This window comes from Streptomyces sp. CA-111067, assembly GCF_050956065.1.
Taxonomy (GTDB): domain Bacteria; phylum Actinomycetota; class Actinomycetes; order Streptomycetales; family Streptomycetaceae; genus Actinacidiphila.
This window is the reverse complement of the sequence record NZ_CP192103.1, coordinates 873,663-891,216: the sequence shown is the minus strand read 5'-3', so window position 1 is coordinate 891,216 and position 17,554 is coordinate 873,663. Positions and strand designations below refer to the sequence as shown.

The following is a 17,554-nucleotide window of genomic DNA, read 5'->3' as shown; positions in this document are numbered from 1 at the left end:
GGAATGGTGTGTTGCGTTGCGTTGCGTGGGGGAGTGTGCGGGGCCGGCTCCGGCTCAGCCGACGATCAGCGGGCGCAGCGTGCGGTGGGCGATCTCCAGGCCCTGGGTGATCCGCCGCACGTCCCCGCTCCACACGGGATCCTCGTGCTCCACGGACAGCACCCCGGTGAAGCCGCCCTCGTAGAGCGTGTCCACGATCCGGCGCCAGTCGACATCGCCCAGGCCCGGCACCCGGTAGCGCCACCAGCCGCTGTCCCAGCCGTCGGTGCGGGCGACCGAGCGGCCGAAGAAGCCGTAGCGGTCCCTGGCCCGCGGGTCGAGCTGGGCGTCCTTGGCCTGCGCGTGCGGGATCCTGTCGATGTACGGCTTCAGCGCGGTCACCGGGTCGATGCCGAGCCAGAGCAGGTGCGAGGGGTCGTAGTTGAGGTAGAGGCCGAGGTCGAACATCCACTCCCACAGCTCGGGGGAGTAGGCGAGGTTGCCGGGGTAGCCGTCGGGGTGCCAGCCCTCCATCACGCAGTTCTCGATGATGATCCGCACCCCGCGCTCGCCGGCGTACTCCACCAGCGGCGGCAGTTCGCGCTCGGCGAGCGCCAGGTTCTCCTTGACGCTCAGCCCCGGGTGGCGGCCGACGAAGGTGCCCACGTACTCCACGCCCAGCAGTTGGGCGGCGTCGATGTTGGCCTTGACGTGGGCGGCGATCTCCGCCCTGCGGGCCGGTTCCGGGTGCAGGTTGTTCTCGTAGTACGCCAGCGCGGAGAGCGTCAGCCCGTGCCCGTCGAACAGCGCCCGCACCTCGTCGGCCTCCCGCTTGCCGAAGCCGGTGACGTCGATGTGGCTCGCCTCGAACTCCCGCGACCCGGTGGACGGCCAGGTGGCGACCTCCAGGGCCTGGTAGTCGTGCCCGGCGGCCCAGGCGGCGATCTCCGCCAGCGGGAGCTGCGGAAGGCAGGCGGTCAGAAAGCCCAGCTTCATGTCAGGCGACCTCTTTCCAGGTCCGGTCGGCGGCCGAGCGCAGCACCGCGTCGGTGAGCCGCACCATCCGGGCGGCGTCGGCGAAGGAGGGGAACGCGTCCGCGGGGCCCTCGCCGCGGATCGCGGCGTGCACATCGCGGACGAACGCGGCGAAGCAGTCGAGGTAGCCCATCGGATGGCCGCCGGGCAGTACCGAAAGCCGGGCGGCGGCCGGCGAGAGGGTGGCCGGATCGCGCAGCACCGCGGCGTTCTCGCCGCGGCTGCCGACGAACAGCGACTCCGGGTTCTCCTGGTCGAAGGCCAGCGAGGTGCGGCTGCCGTCCACCTCGAACCACAGCCGGTTCTTGCGGCCGGGCGAGATCTGGGAGACGGTCACCGAGCCGATGGCGCCGCGGTCGGTACGCAGCAGCAGCTGGACGGCGTCCTCGGTGGCGGGCCGCCCGCCGTCCCGGTCCACGGTCGAGCTGACCGCGGTCAGCTCGCTGATCCGGTGCCCGGTCACCCACTCGACCAGGTCGCACCAGTGCGAGCCGATGTCGGCGAAGGCCCTGGACGGGCCGCCGGCGCCCTGGTCCACCCGCCAGTTGGTGTCGCCCGGCTCGGACAGCCAGTCCTGCAGGTAGTGGCCGTGCAGCAGCCGTACGTCGCCGGCCCGGCCGTCCAGCACCCGGGACCGCGCCTCCGCGGCCATCGGGTGGTAGCGGTAGACGAACGGGACCGCGGCCACCGAGCCGCTCGCGGCGGCCAGTGCGGCCAGCGCGTCCGCGGTGGCCGGCGCGGTGGTCAGCGGCTTCTCGCAGACCACGTGCTTGCCGGCCCGCAGCGCCAGCTCGGCCAGCGGCGCGTGCAGGTCGTTGGGCGTGCAGATGTGCACGACGTCCACGTCGTCGCTGGTGACCAGCTCCTCCGAGGAGTCGAAGGCCCGCTCGACGCCGAGCGCGGCGGCGGCCTCCTTGGCGCGTGCCGGGGTGGAAGCGCTGATTCCGGCCACCGGGGCGCCGGAGCGGCGCACGGCGTCCAGATGGACTCGTCCGATCATGCCCGCGCCGACGATCGCCGTACGCAGGGGTGAAGCCTGGGACTGGGCCACAACTGCCCTCCATTTCCGCTTGCTTCAAACGCTAGCCATCGCTCTTTCGGTTGACAATGGCAATATTTACGCTAACTTCTGCCATAAATAGCCGGACGGCGATCTGAACGGCACAGGACGTACGTGGTGGCGGCCGGACCCGGTGCGGACCGGACCCGACGAGAGGTGGACCCAGGTGACGGTGGCAGCCGACCGGCAGCTCACGGCGCTCAGCGAACTCGCCGGCCTGGTGGCGGGCGGGGCCAGCCGGCGCAGCCAGCTCGCGACCGCCACCGGGCTGTCCCGCGCCGCGGTCGCCCAGCGGGTCGACCTGCTGATCAGCAAGGGCCTGCTGGTGGAGACCGGCACCGCGGCCACCGAACGGGGCCGGCCGCCGCTCACCCTCAAGCTCGCCTCCGACACCGCGGTGGTCTGCGCGGTGGACCTCGGCGCCACCCACAGCACCGTCGCCGTCGCCGAACTCGGCGGCACCGTGCTCGCCGAGGGCACCGAGAACCTGGACATCAACGAGGGACCCGAGGCCGTGCTCGGCGGCGTGGACGAGCAGATCGGCCGGCTGCTCGCCGAGGCCGGCCACCCGGCCGGGCACGTCCGCGCGATCAGCATGGGCGTACCGGGACCGGTCGAGGCGCGCACCGGCACCGTGATCCGCCCGCCGATCATGCGCGGCTGGGACGGCTACCGGGTGCCCGGCTTCTTCGCCGGCCGCCGCGAGGCACCGGTCCTGGTGGACAACGACGTGAACATGATGGCGCTGGGGGAGTACGGCCGGCGCCCCGCCACGGCGCACCTGCTGTACGTCAAGGTGGGTACCGGCATCGGCTGCGGCATCGTCTCCGGCGGCGTCGTACACCGCGGGGCCACCGGCGCGGCCGGCGACATCGGGCACATCCGGGTGCCGGGCCACGACGACGTGCTCTGCCACTGCGGCAACACCGGCTGCGTGGAGGCCGTCGCCTCCGGGGCCGCGATCGCCGCCACGCTGCGCCAGGCCGGGCTGCCGGTACGGCACGTCGCCGACGTCGTACGGCTGGTGGCGGCCGGCGACCCGCTGGCCCGCCGCCAGGTGCGGCTGGCCGCGCAGCGGCTCGGCGACGTGCTGGCCTCGCTGGTCAGCTTCTACAACCCCGACACCATCGTGCTCGGCGGCAGCATCGCCAGCCTGCACGACGACCTGCTCGCCGACATCCGGGCCGCCGTCTACCGCCGGGCGCTGCCGCTCGCCACCAGGACGGTGGCCATCGAGACCACGGTGCTCGGCCGCCGGGCCGGCATCGAGGGCGCCCGCCGGCTGGCGGTCCAGCACCTGCTCTCTCCCGAGGGGATCGGCCAGATGCTGGCCGGAACCGGTATGGTCCGGGGCGCCGGAAGCGGCGCGGCCACCGGGAGTTGACCGGGGCCGACGGTCAAGTCCGCCCGGGTGGACGCGCGTTGCACCCGGACCTCATGGTGTTTTTTGCCGGAAACCGTTTTCCCGGAATTATCGCGAATCAGGCCGCGGAACGGGCATTCTGGTGGCATGGACGAGCGCGGCGACGACGAGTCGGAGTACCGGAGGATCCCGCCGGCCGAGCCGGAGTCGCCGGTCGCCGCCGAACTCGCCGACGTCGAGGCGTGGAAGGCCCGCAAGACCTACCCGTCCGTGCTGTTCGCGGGCGGCCCGGTCTTCGGCGTGGCCCGCGAACGGCCCGGCGGGCGCTGGGAGTTGCAGCGGTACTTCGGCTCGCTCGCCCCGCAGGACGCGCGGGACGGCCTCGGCGGGTACTTCCGCGGCCGGTCCAAGGAGTCCGGGGCCGCCGGCGACTCGCAGGCGCAGGCGGAGTACCTCGCCGCGGCCGAGCGGCTCGACTGGGAACCGCTCGACGAGCTGACCGTCCGCGGCGCGCGCTACCGGGTGGTGCGGGCCGAACGCATCATCCGGATGGGCCCGGACGGCCCCGAGCCGCCGCGCCGCACCGACCTCGACGCCGAGCGGGCCGGCTCCCGCGACGTCGATCCGGCGGCGGTGCTGGTGGTCGAACCCGGTGACGCGGCCACGCTGTCCGAGGGCATCCTCGAAGCGGAACTGCTCGCGGCGCTGCGGAAGAACGGCGGAGTCCCGCAGACCGTACGGGAGGAGGCGCGGGCCGCCGCCCGCAGCCACCCCGGCGGGGTGCTGCTGCCCGCCACCTTCATGACCGCCGAGGCGGAGGGCGACGGGGGCCGCTGGCGCCCCGACTCCAGCGGCACGGCCGTCACGCCGCAGGCCGCGCGGGACGAACTCGCCGTGCAGCTGCGGGTGATGGTGCCGTGGCAGCGCGAGCTCTCGCCCGCGGAGCGCGCGGTCTACAGCCGGGCGGCGGACCGGCTCGACGCGGAGCGCTCCGACGAACTCGACGTGGCGGGCCGGCACTTCCGGATCGTCCGGGTGGAGCGCCTGGTCCGCATCGGCCCCGACGGCCCCGAGGGCCCCCGCCCCTCCGACCCGGACCCGGTCCCCCCGGTGATGGTCCTCTTCCAGAGGGAGGACGAGGAGCAGACGGCCGTTCCGGCCGAGGAGCTCGACGCCGAGCCGGACGAGCGGACCCGCCAGTTCCTTGCCCTCTTCGAGGCGGAACGCCTCCGGCGCGAACAGTCCTGACCCGGGGCCGGGGCCCTTCGGGGCCGAACCCCGTCCTCGGCCGCGGGTCCGCTGTGGCTTGTGGCGCAGTTCCCCGCGCCCCTTTACATACGCTCTGCTCGCGCCAGACATCACCAGTGCGCCCCGGTAGGGGCGGGGCTGCTTCTGATGTGCGGCTGGCGCCGCGTGGGCGCGATCAGCGGCGGGGTTCGGGCCCCGAAGGGGCGCGGGGAACTGCGCGACAAGCCATGACGGACCGGCAGGTGAACGACGGGCTCAAGCGCCGCGGCGCGGGGGGACGTCGGTAGCTGGGGCGGCCCACAGGTGGTGGGCGGCGTAGGTGCGCCAAGGGCGCCAGGTCGGGGGTGGCGGGGCGGGGAGGGACGGGTCGGACGGGGGGAGGACGTCGGGATCGCTCAACGTGCGCATGCGGATGACCGCCGCCGCCCACAGCGTGATCCCCGGGAGCTCCAGCAGCAAGCGTTCCGCCTCGTCGCGATCTGCCCCCGGGTCCAGCCGGACCGTTCCGTCGGCCAGTGCCGTGCTCAACGCGCGCAGGCCCCCGCCGGCCGGGAACACGTCCACCAGGTCCGCCGCACGCGGGAACAGATGCGTCAGGGCACCGCTCGGCGACGGGAGCAACTCCCCGTGCGCCGCGACCAGTTCCGCGCCGAGCCGCCGGGCGCGTTCGAGCGGCAGCCCCTCGCCGAGCACGACGCGCAGCGCCGACTCCTCAGGGTTCGCCGCACCCGGAGCGCGCAGGCCCGGCCGCAGGGCGACCAGCGGACCCAGCACCGGATCGGCGCCGAGCCGCTCGGCGACCGCGTACGGATCGGCGTCCAGATCGAAGAGCCTGCGCACCCGCTGGGTCGCCGTCGTCAGGTCGCGCAGGTCGCCCAGGTGCAGTCGGCACTCCAACCAGCCGCCGGCGCCGGGCCGTTCGCCGACCTCGGCGACACCGGAGCCGTGCGGGAGCCGCAGCGTGCGCCGGTAGGTCCGGTCGCCGGGCCGGCCGCGGACCTCCTCCACGCCCGGCACCGCGCGGGCCGCCAGGAAGTCGAAGACCTGCGCGGAGTCGTACCCGCCCCGGTAGGCGAGCCGCAGCGGCACCCCGGCCGGGGCGCCGTCGCTCCCGGCGGCCACCGGGCCCGCCGTCGCGACCGGGCCGAACCGTGAGCTGCGGCCGGGGCGCGCGGCGCGCAGCTCCGTAGGGGTGGCCGCGTAGATCTCCTTGATCGTCTCGTTGAACTGCCGCACGCTCGCGAAGCCGGACGCGAAGGCGATCTCGGCGGCCTGCATCGAGGTGGTCTGGAGCAGGACCCTGGCGGTGTGCCCGCGCTGGGCCCTGGCCAGGGCGATCGGGCCGGCGCCCAGCTCGGCGTTGAGCTGCCGCTGCACCTGGCGGGCGCTGTACCCCAGCCGGGTGGCCAGCCCGGACACCCCTTCCCGGTCCACGATCCCGTCCCCGATGAGCCGCACCGCCCGCCCGACGACGTCGGCCCGCGCGTTCCAGTCGGCCGACCCCGGCACGGCGTCCGGCCGGCACCGGCGGCAGGCCCTGAACCCGGCGCTTTGCGCGGCGGCGGCGGTCGGATAGAACGAGACGTTGCCGCGCTTCGGGGTGGTGGCGGGGCAGCTGGGGCGGCAGTAGATGCGGGTGCTCGCGACGGCGAAGAAGAAGACCCCGTCGAACCGGGAGTCTCTGCTGCGCACGGCGTCGTAGCGACTGTCCTCGGTGCTCATGCCCCCAGTATGACCAGCCCGAACCCGCCCCGGCTAGCGGTTTTCGGACCCCGCTCCCCGGCTCTTCGACTCCCGGTCCGCGGTGGCTTGTCGCGCAGTTCCCCGCGCCCCTGACGGGGCCCGACCCGCCGCAGATCGCGCCCACGCGGCGCCAGCCGCAAATCAGCAACAGCCCCGCGCCCCTGACGGGGCGCGTTCGGCCGGGGGAGCATCCCGGCGCCGTGCCTGCCTGCGGCTGGCGCCGCGCGAACGCGACCGACAGCGAGGGCCCGAGCCCCGAAGGGGCGCGGGGAACTGCGCGGCCCGCCACGACGGACCGGTGGTCGAAGAGCCGGGGTGCGGGCCCCGTAGGGGCGCGGGGAACTGCGCGGCCCGCCACGATGGACTGGTGGTCGAAGAGCCGGGGTTCGGGCCCCGTAGGGGCGCGGGGAACTGCGCGGCCCGCCACGACGGACCGGCGGCCGGGGTACAGGCGATCACCCGCCCGGGCGGCGGCCGGGGGAAAGGCGATCGCCCCGGGGCGGCTACCTCGGGCGGACTGTGCGCGGGCCCGCGCATTCGGAACCTGAGGCGGTTACCCGGGAGCGGAGCTCGCGATCCGCCGTGATCACCAGGCAGCGCCGCCCCGGCGTGACCGCCGCGCACTCCTCCGCCAGCGCGGCGATCAGATCGTCGCCGCTCCCGGGCGCGGACTCCACCCGGACACCGGGGACCGCGGGGACCCCCCGCGCCGCCCCCTCCACCACCAGGACGACATCGAGCCGCGTCCCCACCGCCCACTCCGGCACCGCGCCCGACGCGGCGAGGCCCGTCTCCGCGAGTGGGACCAGCGCGTCGCGGAGACGCTCCGCCGCGGCCCGGCGGTCGCGCCACCAGCCGTCGGGGACGGACCCGACGACGTTCGCCGCGTCGACGATCAGCAGCGGCGCCGTCACGCCGGAGCCCCCACCGGCAGGTGCGGAAAGCCGAACTCGGTGCGGCTGAGCAGCACTTCGCCGGGGCGCAGCACCGTGCTGGGGTAGCCGGGGCGGTTCGGCGAGTCGGGCAGGTGCTGGGTCTCCAGGCACACCGCGTCGTGCGCCCGGTGCCTGCGGCCGTCGGGCGCGGTGAGCGAGCCGTCGAGGCGGTTGGCGGTGTAGACCTGGATGCCGGGCTCGGTGGTGCGGACCCGCATCGTCCGCCCGCTGCCGGGGTCGTGCAGCACTGCCGCCGTGCGCGGCACCGCCGGATCGGCGGCCGGCCGCAGCACCCAGCAGTGGTCGTACCCCTCGGCCGCCTTCACCTGCGGGTCCGCGCGGTCGAGTCCCTCGCCGATCGGCCGCGCCGCGGTGAAGTCGAACGGCGTGCCCTCGACCGGCTGCCGCGGACCCCACGGGATGGACTCGGCGGTGACCGGCAGGTAGTGGTCGGCGTCGACACGGAGCATGTGCCGCAGTATGCCGCCGCCGGCGGCGCCGCCGGGGTCCGACACCGGCGCGGCCAGGTTGAAATACGCGTGGTTGGTCAGGTTGACGACCGTCGGCCGGTCGGTGCGCGCCTCGAATTCCAGCGCGAGCGTCCCGTCGGCGCCGAGCGCGTACGTCGCGGTGACGTCGAGCGCGCCGGGGAAGCCCATGTCGCCGTCCGGGCTGTGCAGCCGCAACCGCAGCGCGCCGGGCAGCGGTTCGGCCTGCCACAGCCGGTGGTGGAAGCCGTCGGGGCCGCCGTGCAGGGTGTTGCCGCGGTCGTTGTGCGGCAGTTCGTGGGTGCGGCCGTCGAGTGCGAACCGGGCGCCGGCGATCCGGTTCGCGTACCGGCCGATCAGCGCCCCGAAGTACGGGCTGTCGCCCGCGTAGGAGGCCACGTCGGGCAGCGAGAGCACCACGGAGCCGGTCCGGCCGGCCAGGTCGGGGACCCGCAGGGCGTGCAGGATGCCGCCGTAGGTGAGGATCTCGGCGCTCACCCCGGCCGCCGAGTCCAGCCGCCAGCGCTCGACGGGACGCCCGTCCGGCGTGCTGCCGAAGGGCTCGCTGAGCGGGAGGGAAGGGGGCATCGGCGGTCCTCAGCAGTCGGTGCGGAAGGTCGTACCGGATGACGGTCGTACCGGAGGTCGGTGCGTGACGGGGGAGCGGTGGCCCGGCCCGGCTCGGCGGCGGTGGTGCCCCGGCGGCGGTCGAGCCCGGGCGGCCCGAGCCGGCCGGCCGGACGGCGGTGGCGGCCCCGGGGTCAGTCCGGCCGGGCCGCGGTGGACTCCCTGGCCACCAGCGTGTAGCCGGGTCTGATCCGCTCCGGGGTCATCTCCGGCGTGCCGGTCAGCCGGGCCACCACCCGCTCCACGGCCAGCCGGGCGATGGCCTGCTTGTCCGGCGAGATCGTGGTGAGCGCGATCGTGGAGAACCGCCCCTCCTCCACGTCGTCGAAGCCGATCACCGACACGTCCCGCGGCACCCGCAGCCCGCGCTCCACCAGCGCCCGCATCGCGCCGAGCGCCATCAGGTCGTTGTAGGCGAACACCGCGTCCGGCCGCACCCCGTTGTCGAGCAGCGCGTTCATCGCGGCGGCGCCGTCCCAGCGGCCGTAGCCGTCGGTGGCGGCCACCAGCGACTCGTCGCAGGGCAGCCCGGCCGCGGCCAACTCCTCGCGCCAGCCGCGCAGTCGAAGATGTGCGGGCTGCCTGGCGATCTCCCTGCGGGCGCCGAGGAAGGCGATCCTGCGGTGCCCGAGCCCGGCCAGGTGCCGGACCGCGGTACGGGCGGCGGCCACGTTGTCGATCGCGATGTGGTCGTAGGGGGCGTCGTACTCGCGCTCGCCGAGCAGCACCAGCGGCGCGTCGTCGGTGCGGCCGAGCAGGTCGGCGGCCTCCAGCTCGATCGGGCTGAGGATCAGGCCGTCGATGACGTGCGCGCGGAAGCCCTGCGAGACCAGCATCTCCTTGTTCCGCTGGCCCGCGGTGTGGTCGAGCAGCACCGTGTAGTCGTGCCGGGCGGCGGCGTCGATGACGGCGCCGGCCAGCTCGGCGAAGTACGGGTTCCCCAACTCCGGTACGGCCAGCGCGATGATGCCGGTCCGGCCCTTGCGGAGGTGGCGGGCCGTCAGGTTGGGCCGGTAGCCCAGCTCGTCGATCGCCCGCTGCACGCGCTCCCGCATTCCCGGGGTGACATGGGGGTAGTTGTTCACCACGTTCGACACCGTCTTGACGGACACGCCCGCCAGCAGCGCGACGTCCTTGAGGCTGGCGCCCACGGAGTTCCTTTCCTCGGCCTCGGCCGTCCTGCGGAGGCACGGTCGTTCCGGCCTCAGTGTGCGCGGTCTTGTGCCGGGCCGCCGACGGGGGTATGCGGCGTATCGGGCTGCGCCCTCCCGCCCGGCGCAGGTGGCACAGGCGCCACAGACGGCACGGCGGACGGGTGGCGCAGGCCGCCACAAGCGGCACGGCACCGAGCGCGGTCAGGTGCCGCGCCGTGCGGCGGACAGATAGCGCTGGGCGACCACCACCACGATCAGGAACCCGCCGCTGACCACCGACTGGTAGGAGGAGTTGAGCGAGCCGATCTGGTTGATCAGGTTCTGGATCACGCCGAGCAGCAGCACCCCCCACAGCGTGCCGGACACCGAGCCCGCGCCGCCGACCAGCAGCGTGCCGCCGATCACCACCGCCGAGATCGCGTCCAGCTCCATGCCGACCCCGATGATCGTCACGCCCGACGACAGCCGGGCCGCGTTAAGGGCGCCTGCCAGCCCCGCCAGCAGCCCGCTGAGGGTGTAGACCAGCACCTTGGTACGGGCCACCGGCAGTCCCATCAGCAGCGCCGCGTCCCCGCTGCCGCCGACCGCGAACAGCGCCTGCCCGAACGAGGTCCGCTGCAGCACCAGCGCGCCGAGGCCGAACAGCGCCAGCGCGATCAGCACCGGATACCCGAAGCCCCACACCGCCCCGCCGCCGAGCTTCTGGAACGCCGAACCGTGCGGCACCAGATACGTCTTGGCGCCCTCGTGGGTCAGCGCGAGCAGCAGCCCGCGGGCGCCGAGCAGCGAGGCCAGCGTCACGATGAACGGCGCCATACCGGCCTTGGCGACCAGCAGCCCGTTGATCGCGCCGATCGCCCCGCACACCACCAGCGGCACCAGCAGTGCGGGCAGGAAGCCGTACTGCGAGGCCCAGGCCGACACCACGCCGCCGAGCGCGAAGACCGAGCCGACGGACAGGTCGATGCCGCCGGTGACGATCACCATCGTCATGCCGAGCGCGACGATCGCCAGGAACGAGCCCTGGATGGCGATACCCCGGGTGTTGTCCAGGGTGGCGAAGGAGGAGAAGAGGAAGGACGAGATCACGCAGAGCAGGACCAGGACGGCCAGCACGCCCTGGCGTTGCAGGAGTTCGGCGGCCCGCTGCCGGCCGGTCGGCCGGGCCTCGGCGACAGCGGTGAGCGGCGGCCCGGCGGGCAGCGGAAGGGCGGTCTTCACAAGGGACTTCATCGGGATCGACGCTCCCGGGCGACATAGACGGCGACGAGGATGATGCCCGCCTGGACCATCTGGGCGGTGGAGTCGTGCAGGTTGTGGGTGACCAGGGTGGCGTGCAGCAGCTGCATCAGCAGCGCGCCGAAGACCGTGCCGAGCACCCGGACGGAACCGCCGGTCAGCGGGGTGCCGCCGACCACCACGGCGGTGATCGCCGACAGTTCCATCAGGTTGCCGAGCGAGGACGGGTCGCTGGCGGTCAGCCGGGCGGTGGCCAGTACCCCGGCGAGCGAGGCCAGGACGCCGCAGATCACGTACACCCCGATGAGCACCCGGCGGACCGGCAGCCCGGCCAGCGCGGCCGCTTTCCTGTTGCCGCCGATGGCCACCAACTGGCGGCCGAAGGTGGTGCGTTGGACGAGGCCGGCGACGATCAGCGCGAGCACGCCGGCGATCAGCACGACGACCGGGACGCCGAGCACGCTGTCGGTGCCAAGGCTCAGCAGGTCCTTGTTGTCGATCTGCTTGAGCTGGCCGTCGGCGAACACCAGCGCCAGGCCCCGGCCGCCGACGAACAAGGCCAGGGTGGCGACGATGGGTTGCAGCCCGACCAGCGCCACCAGCGAGCCGTTGACCAGCCCGACGACCACCCCCGCGAGCAGCGCCACCAGCAGCGCGGGCACGATGCCGTAGCCGAGGTAGAGCGGCAGCAGCGCGCCGGCCAGCGCCATGGTGGCGCCGACCGACAGGTCCACGCCCTCGGTGCCGATCACCAGCGCCATGCCGAGCGCGACGATGACGACCGGGGCGACCTGGACCAGCTGGGTGCGCAGGTTGTCGGTGGTGAGGAAGTGGTCGGTGAAGATGCCGTTGAAGACCAGCAGCGCGACGACGGCGGCGTAGACGCCGTAGCGCTGCAGCCAGTCGGCGATCCGCGGCCGGTCCAGGCCGCGGGGGAGGGCGAACGAGGTCATCGCGGGTCCTCCTCGGAGTCGGGTTCGGCGCCGGGCTCGGCCGGCTTCGCCGCCGCCTCCGGCGGAGCCTCGGGTACCGCCTCCGGCGGCGCTTCGGGCACCGCCTCCGCCAGCACCGCCATCAGCGCGTCCTCCCGCACGTCGTCGCCGGTGAGTTCGCCGGCCACCGCGCCGGCCCGCAGCACCACGATCCGGTCCGCGCCCTCCACCAGCTCCTCCAGGTCGGAGGAGATCAGCAGCACCGCGAGCCCCTCGCCGGCCAGCTCGTCGATCAGCGTCTGGACCTCGGCCTTGGCGCCGACGTCGATACCGCGGGTCGGCTCGTCCAGCAGCAGCACCCGCGGCTCCAGGCACAGCCAGCGGGCCAGCATCACCTTCTGCTGGTTGCCGCCGGACAGCTCGCCGACCTTCTGCTCGGCGCTCGCCGCCTTGATCCGCAGCCGCTTCATGAAGATGTCCACCACCCGGTCCTGCCGGCGGCGGGACACGAAACCGAACCGGGACAGCCGCGGCATCGCGGCCAGCAGGATGTTCTCCCGCACCGAGAGGCCGGGCACGATGCCCTCGGCCTTGCGGTCCTCGGGCAGCAGGCTGATGCCGGAGCGGATCGCGGCGGCCGGGCTGAGCCGGCGCAGCAGCCGGCCGCCGACCCTGACCTCGCCGCCGTCCAGCGGCAGCGCGCCGGCCAGTGCCTTGGCGGTCTCGGTGCGCCCGGAGCCCAACAGCCCGCCCAGGCCCAGCACTTCGCCCGGGTGCAGCTCGAAGCCGATGCCGTGCAACAGGTGTCTGCTGCGCAACCCCTCGGCGCTGAGCACCGGTTCGCCGCCGGCGGCGTGCCCGTCGCCGAAGCTCGTGGTGCCCTCCCGGCGGACCTGCGCCAGCTCCCGGCCGAGCATCATCGAGACCAGCCTGACCCGTTCGGTGTCCTTGAGGTCTCCGGCGTGCACCAGACGGCCGTCGCGCAGCACCGTCACCCGGTCGCAGATCCGGTACAGCTCGTCCATCCGGTGGCTGACGTAGACCAGCGAGATGCCGCGCTCGTGCAGCTCGCCGATCACCCGGAACAGCGTCTCCACCTCGCGCGGTTCGAGCGAGGAGGTGGGCTCGTCCATCACCACCACCCTGGCCTTTACCGACACCGCCCGGGCCAGGGCCACCATCTGCTGGGTGCCGATGCCCAGGGTGTGCAGCGGGCGGCGCGGGTCGACGGTGAGGCCGAAGCCGCGCAGCAGCTCGGCCGTCTCGCCGTGCATCCGGCGGAAGTCGATCAGACCGAGCCGGTTCTTCGGCTCGCGGCCCAGGAAGATGTTGCGGGCCACGCTCATCAGCGGGACGAGGTTCACCTCCTGGTAGATGGTGGAGATCCCGGCCTGCTGCGCCTCGTGCGGATGGTGGAAGGCGACCGGCTCGCCGCCGAGCCGCAGCTCGCCGTCGTCGGGCCGGTGCACTCCGGTGAGGATCTTGATCAGCGTGGACTTGCCCGCGCCGTTCTCGCCGACCAGCGCGTGGATCTCACCGGCGCGCAGCGTGAACGACACGTCGTCGAGCGCCACCACGCCGGGGAAGCGCTTGCTGACGCCGACCGCCTCCAGGACGGCGGCGGGCGGTGCCGCCGGTCCCGGCGGCGTCGGCGGTCCTGGCGGCGCGGACTGCGCCGCGGCGGCTTCTGGTGGTGCCATGATCGTGCCCTTCCGGGGGGTCGCGACGGATCAGAAGGCGCCGGAGACCGAGGTCTTGGCGTTGGACTCGTCGTAGGCGCGGTCGGAGATGATCACGTCCTCGGGGATCGACTCGCCGCCGTAGAACTTCTGCGCGGTGGCGAAGGCCAGCGGGCCGAACCGCGGGTTGGACTCGATCACCGCGTTGTAGTTGCCGTCGACGATCTGCTGCACCGCGTTGCGGGTGCCGTCCACCGAGACCAGCTTGACGTCCTTGCCGGGGTTCTTGCCCGCGCTCTTGAGCGCGGTGAGCGCGCCGAGGCCCATCTCGTCGTTCTCCGCGTAGACCGCGGTGATGCCGGGCTTGGACTGGATCAGCTGCTCCATGACCTGCTGGCCCTTGTCCCGGGTGAACTCGCCGGTCTGCTGGGCGACCACCTTCAGGCCGGGCGCCTTGGCGGTGATCTCGTCCATGAAGCCCTTGGTGCGGTCGGTGGTGACGTTGTTGCCCGAGGAGCCGAGCAGGATCGCCACCTGGCCCTTGCCGCCGGTGGCCTTGATCATGGCGTCGGCCGCGCGCTGCCCCTGCTTGACGAAGTCCGAGCCGAGGAAAGTCACATAGTCCTTGCACGAGGTGGCGTTGATCTTGCGGTCGATGGTGATGACCGGCACGTGCTTGGCGGCGGCGGCCTTCAAGGCCGGGTCCAGGCCGTCGGAGTTGAGCGGCGCGACGATCAGCAGCTGGGCGCCCTGGGTCAGCATGTCCTGGATGTCGCTGATCTGCTTGGGCAGTTGGGACTGCGCGTCGGTGGTGAGCAGCTTCTTCACGCCGAGCTTCTTGGCCTCGTCCTTGATGGACTGGGTCTCGGCGATCCGGAACGGGTTGTCCTCCTTCTCGGACTGCGAGAAGCCGACGACCGCGTTCTTCAGGTCGAGCTTGGGGGCGCCGTAGGCGGTCAGCGTGCATCCGCCGCCGGCCGGCGCCGAGGCCGACTCGGTGACCTGCTGCTGCGCCGCGGCCTGCGACGAATCGCTGGGCGCGGCCGAGGACTTGTCGTCCTCGGACTTGGAGCAGCCGGAGGCGGCCAGTCCCGCCGTGGCGAGCAGCAGGCAGGCGGCGGCCAGGGTGCGGGTTCTGTGGGTAGTCATGCTCACGACACTCCTTGGTCTCGACGGGGGTGCGTCCGTCGGTCTTGCATGAGGGGTTCGGGGCTGCACGCCGGCGTCGGGACCATGGTCCCCGGGCTCGGCTTTACAACGTTATATAGATGAGCTCGCGGCCTGACAAGCGGTCGTTCAGCATGTTTCAAAAATGAGTCAGCAGCCGATCGGCCAACTCCCAACAGGGGCTGACGTCAACCCTGGTGAGTTCTGCGCGTGCTCTGGACATGCCAGTCAGGGCGTGCTGTCATTCCGGGTGGCATCGCTCTTTCCAACGTTGAAAGGGAAACGTCGTACACCGGGCGGCGCCGTCGCACCGCCCCGCTCCGGCCACCCCACCGGCCGGCTTCACGGGCCCCACGCCCCCGGAAGCACGCAGGAGCCGCCCCATGCCGCTCAACCGCCGGCAGTTCGTCGGTACCGCCATCGCCGCCACCGGAGCGGGCCTCCCGCTCGCCGCGGCCGGCGCCGCGCACGCCGCCCCCGCCCGTTCCGCCCCCGTCAAGGCCACCGCCAACGCCACCGCCCGATCCGCCTCGGCCGTCGCCCCGGCCCGCGGCGGGCTCTACAGCCCCAACGCCGCACCCCTGGCCCCCACCGCCTTCCTCCGGCTGCCGCCCGGCGCCGTCACCGCCCGCGGCTGGCTCGACGGCCGGCTGCGGCAGCAACTGGCCGGCCTGTGCGGCCAGTACGCCTCCCTCTCGCACTTCCTGGTGAAGGACGACACCGGCTGGGTGCACCCCGGCAAGGTCGGCTGGGAGGAGGTCCCGTACTGGCTGCGCGGCTACACCGACCTGGCGGTGCTCACCGGCGACGCCGGGGCGCTGGCCGCGGTACGCACCTGGGTGGACGCCATCGTGGCCACCCGGCAGTCCGACGGCTTCTTCGGCCCGACCGCGCTGCGCACCTCGCTCGGCGGCGGCCCCGACTTCTGGCCGTACCTGCCGCTGACCTGGGCGCTGCGCAACTGGCAGGAGTACAGCGGCGACACCCGGATCATCCCGCTGCTGTCGGCCTTCTTCCGCTACATGAACGCCCAGGGCCCCGGCGCCTTCAACCAGAGCTGGGTGTCGGTGCGCTGGGGCGACGGCCTGGACAGCGTCTTCTGGCTCTACAACAGGACCGGCGACGCGTTCCTGCTCGACCTGGCCGACAAGATCCACGCCGGCGGCGCCAACTGGGTGAACAACCTGCCCTCGCTGCACAACGTCAACATCGCCCAGGGCTTCCGCGAGCCCGCGCAGTACGCGCTGCGCTCGCCGTCGGCCGCGCTGACCCAGGCCGCCTACCAGAACTACGCCTCGGTGATGGGCGGTTACGGCCAGTTCCCGGGCGGCGGCTTCGCCGGCGACGAGAACGCCAGGCCCGGCTTCGGCGACCCCCGGCAGGGCTTCGAGACCTGCGGCATCGTGGAGTTCATGGCCAGCCACCAGCTGCTGACCCGGATCACCGGCGACCCGGTGTGGGCCGACCGCTGCGAGGAGCTGGCCTTCAACTCGCTGCCGGCCGCGCTCGATCCGACCGGCAAGGCCGTGCACTACATCACCAGCGCCAACAGCGTCGACCTCGACGACGTCGCCAAGTCCCAGGGCCAGTTCCAGAACGGCTTCGCCATGCAGGCGTACATGCCGGGCGTGGACCAGTACCGCTGCTGCCCGCACAACTACGGCATGGGCTGGCCGTACTTCACCGAGGAGCTGTGGCTCGCCACCCCCGACAACGGCCTCGCCGCCGCGATGTACGCGCCCAGCTCGGTCACCGCGAAGGTGGCCGGCGGCACCCAGGTCACCGTCACCGAGACCACCGACTACCCGTTCGCCGACACCGTCAGCCTCACCGTCGCCACCCCTGGCCCGCTGGCCTTCCCGCTCTACCTGCGGATCCCCGGCTGGTGCTCCGCGCCGAAGATCACCGTCAACGGAGCCGCGGTGAGCGCGCCGGCCGGTCCCGCCTTCACGAAGATCAACCGCACCTGGAACAACGGTGACAAGGTCGCCGTGCAGTTCCCGCAGGCCACCACCGTGAAGACCTGGTCCGCCAACCACAACTCGGTCAGCGTCAACCACGGCCCGCTGACGTACGCACTGAGCATCGGCGAGAACTACGTGCAGTACGCGGGCAGCGCCCAGTTCCCCGAGTACGACGTGCACGCCACCACCCCGTGGAACTACGGCCTCGCCCTGGACTCGGGCAGCCTCGCGTTCAGCCGCGCGGGCGGATCGCTGCCGGCCGACCCCTTCACCCAGGCCGGCTCGCCGGTCAGGATCACCGCCCCCGCCCGCAGGATCGACGCGTGGCAGGCCGACGCGCAGCATGTCGTCACCCCGCTCCAGGCGTCGCCGGCCCGCAGCACCAGCGCCGTGGAGACCGTCACCCTGATCCCGATGGGCGCCGCCCGGCTGCGGATCTCCGCCTTCCCGACCGCGACCACCGACGGCAACCAGTGGTCGGCGCCCGCCCCCTACCGCAAGATCCGCAACCGCAACTCCGGCAAGCTGATGGGCGTCGATCTGATGTCCACCGCCAACAGCGCGCAGGTCGTGCAGTTCGACGACAACGGGACGGCGGACCATCTCTGGCAGTTGGTGGACAACGGTGACGGCTGGTACCGGATCCGGAACCTCAACTCGGGCAAGGTCCTCGGCGTCGATCTGATGTCCACCGCCAACAGCGCGCAGGTCGTGCAGTTCGACGACAACGGGACGGCGGACCATCTCTGGCAGTTGGTGGACAACGGTGACGGCTGGCAGCGGATCCGGAACCTCAACTCGGGCAAGGTCCTCGGCGTCGACCTGATGTCCACCGCCAACAGCGCACACGTCGTGCAGTACGACGACAACGGGACCGCCGACCACCTCTGGCAGTTCGTCTGAGCCGCTCCGACCCCCCACCCCCGCACCGAGGACGGAAC

13 protein-coding genes are annotated in these 17,554 nt (G+C 73.1%); 3 read left to right on the top strand and 10 right to left on the bottom strand.

Going from position 1 to position 17,554, the window contains the following annotated elements; translation table 11 throughout:
• Window positions 1–54: 54 nt before the first annotated feature.
• Window positions 55–975, bottom strand: a complete 921-nt coding sequence (locus tag ACQPW6_RS03850) for a sugar phosphate isomerase/epimerase family protein (protein WP_433888099.1) — start codon at window positions 973–975, stop codon at window positions 55–57.
• A 1-nt stretch (window position 976) separates the two neighbouring features.
• Window positions 977–2,065, bottom strand: coding sequence for a Gfo/Idh/MocA family protein (locus ACQPW6_RS03845; protein ID WP_433888098.1), 1,089 nt, complete (start codon window positions 2,063–2,065; stop codon window positions 977–979).
• Window positions 2,066–2,240: 175 nt separating this feature from the next.
• On the opposite strand from ACQPW6_RS03845, the gene ACQPW6_RS03840 reads away from it, so the two are divergent.
• The gene (locus tag ACQPW6_RS03840) at window positions 2,241–3,458 is read left to right on the top strand and encodes an ROK family protein (RefSeq protein ID WP_433888097.1); all 1,218 of its coding nucleotides are present in this window, start codon (window positions 2,241–2,243) and stop codon (window positions 3,456–3,458) included.
• A gap of 126 nt (window positions 3,459–3,584) precedes the next feature.
• Window positions 3,585–4,685 (top strand): DUF5954 family protein, encoded by a 1,101-nt coding sequence (locus tag ACQPW6_RS03835; RefSeq protein ID WP_433888096.1) that lies wholly within the window; start codon window positions 3,585–3,587, stop codon window positions 4,683–4,685.
• 255 nt (window positions 4,686–4,940) lie between these two features.
• Here the strand turns inward: ACQPW6_RS03835 and ACQPW6_RS03830 are convergent, their stop codons facing one another.
• From ACQPW6_RS03830 to ACQPW6_RS03795, 8 genes are all read right to left on the bottom strand, one after another.
• On the bottom strand, window positions 4,941–6,407 hold the full coding sequence (locus ACQPW6_RS03830; RefSeq protein WP_433888095.1) for a bifunctional transcriptional activator/DNA repair enzyme AdaA: 1,467 nt from the start codon (window positions 6,405–6,407) through the stop codon (window positions 4,941–4,943).
• A gap of 524 nt (window positions 6,408–6,931) precedes the next feature.
• A complete protein-coding gene (locus tag ACQPW6_RS03825) occupies window positions 6,932–7,342 on the bottom strand; it encodes an NTP pyrophosphohydrolase (protein WP_433888094.1) in 411 nt (136 codons plus the stop codon).
• Window positions 7,339–8,439 (bottom strand): aldose epimerase family protein, encoded by a 1,101-nt coding sequence (locus ACQPW6_RS03820; protein ID WP_433888093.1) that lies wholly within the window; start codon window positions 8,437–8,439, stop codon window positions 7,339–7,341. Before ACQPW6_RS03820 ends, ACQPW6_RS03825 begins: the two co-directional genes overlap by 4 nt.
• A 173-nt stretch (window positions 8,440–8,612) precedes the next feature.
• Window positions 8,613–9,629, bottom strand: coding sequence for a LacI family DNA-binding transcriptional regulator (locus ACQPW6_RS03815; RefSeq protein WP_433888092.1), 1,017 nt, complete (start codon window positions 9,627–9,629; stop codon window positions 8,613–8,615).
• Between the two features lie 204 nt (window positions 9,630–9,833).
• Window positions 9,834–10,865: an ABC transporter permease gene (locus tag ACQPW6_RS03810; protein ID WP_433888091.1), complete on the bottom strand. Its 1,032-nt coding sequence runs from the start codon at window positions 10,863–10,865 to the stop codon at window positions 9,834–9,836.
• A complete protein-coding gene (locus ACQPW6_RS03805) occupies window positions 10,862–11,824 on the bottom strand; it encodes an ABC transporter permease (protein ID WP_433888090.1) in 963 nt (320 codons plus the stop codon). Before ACQPW6_RS03805 ends, ACQPW6_RS03810 begins: the two co-directional genes overlap by 4 nt.
• A complete protein-coding gene (locus tag ACQPW6_RS03800; RefSeq protein ID WP_433888089.1) occupies window positions 11,821–13,503 on the bottom strand; it encodes a sugar ABC transporter ATP-binding protein in 1,683 nt (560 codons plus the stop codon). Before ACQPW6_RS03800 ends, ACQPW6_RS03805 begins: the two co-directional genes overlap by 4 nt.
• Before the next feature lie 30 nt (window positions 13,504–13,533).
• Window positions 13,534–14,631, bottom strand: coding sequence for an ABC transporter substrate-binding protein (locus ACQPW6_RS03795; RefSeq protein ID WP_433888088.1), 1,098 nt, complete (start codon window positions 14,629–14,631; stop codon window positions 13,534–13,536).
• A gap of 401 nt (window positions 14,632–15,032) precedes the next feature.
• Here ACQPW6_RS03795 and ACQPW6_RS03790 point away from each other — a divergent pair, with 401 nt between their 5' ends.
• Entirely contained in the window at window positions 15,033–17,516 is a 2,484-nt protein-coding gene (locus ACQPW6_RS03790) for an RICIN domain-containing protein (protein ID WP_433888087.1), read from the top strand.
• Window positions 17,517–17,554: the final 38 nt, after the last annotated feature.

Excerpts from the sequence above, each read along its gene's own strand:
- ACQPW6_RS03800 (WP_433888089.1), bottom strand. The coding sequence starts at position 13,503 with ATGGCACCACCAGAAGCCGCCGCGGCGCAGTCCGCGCCGCCAGGACCG.
- ACQPW6_RS03795 (WP_433888088.1), bottom strand. The coding sequence starts at position 14,631 with ATGACTACCCACAGAACCCGCACCCTGGCCGCCGCCTGCCTGCTGCTC.
- ACQPW6_RS03835 (WP_433888096.1), top strand. The coding sequence starts at position 3,585 with ATGGACGAGCGCGGCGACGACGAGTCGGAGTACCGGAGGATCCCGCCG.
- ACQPW6_RS03850 (WP_433888099.1), bottom strand. The coding sequence starts at position 975 with ATGAAGCTGGGCTTTCTGACCGCCTGCCTTCCGCAGCTCCCGCTGGCG.
- ACQPW6_RS03820 (WP_433888093.1), bottom strand. The coding sequence starts at position 8,439 with ATGCCCCCTTCCCTCCCGCTCAGCGAGCCCTTCGGCAGCACGCCGGAC.
- ACQPW6_RS03830 (WP_433888095.1), bottom strand. The coding sequence starts at position 6,407 with ATGAGCACCGAGGACAGTCGCTACGACGCCGTGCGCAGCAGAGACTCC.
- ACQPW6_RS03805 (WP_433888090.1), bottom strand. The coding sequence starts at position 11,824 with ATGACCTCGTTCGCCCTCCCCCGCGGCCTGGACCGGCCGCGGATCGCC.
- ACQPW6_RS03790 (WP_433888087.1), top strand. The coding sequence starts at position 15,033 with ATGCCGCTCAACCGCCGGCAGTTCGTCGGTACCGCCATCGCCGCCACC.
- ACQPW6_RS03810 (WP_433888091.1), bottom strand. The coding sequence starts at position 10,865 with ATGAAGTCCCTTGTGAAGACCGCCCTTCCGCTGCCCGCCGGGCCGCCG.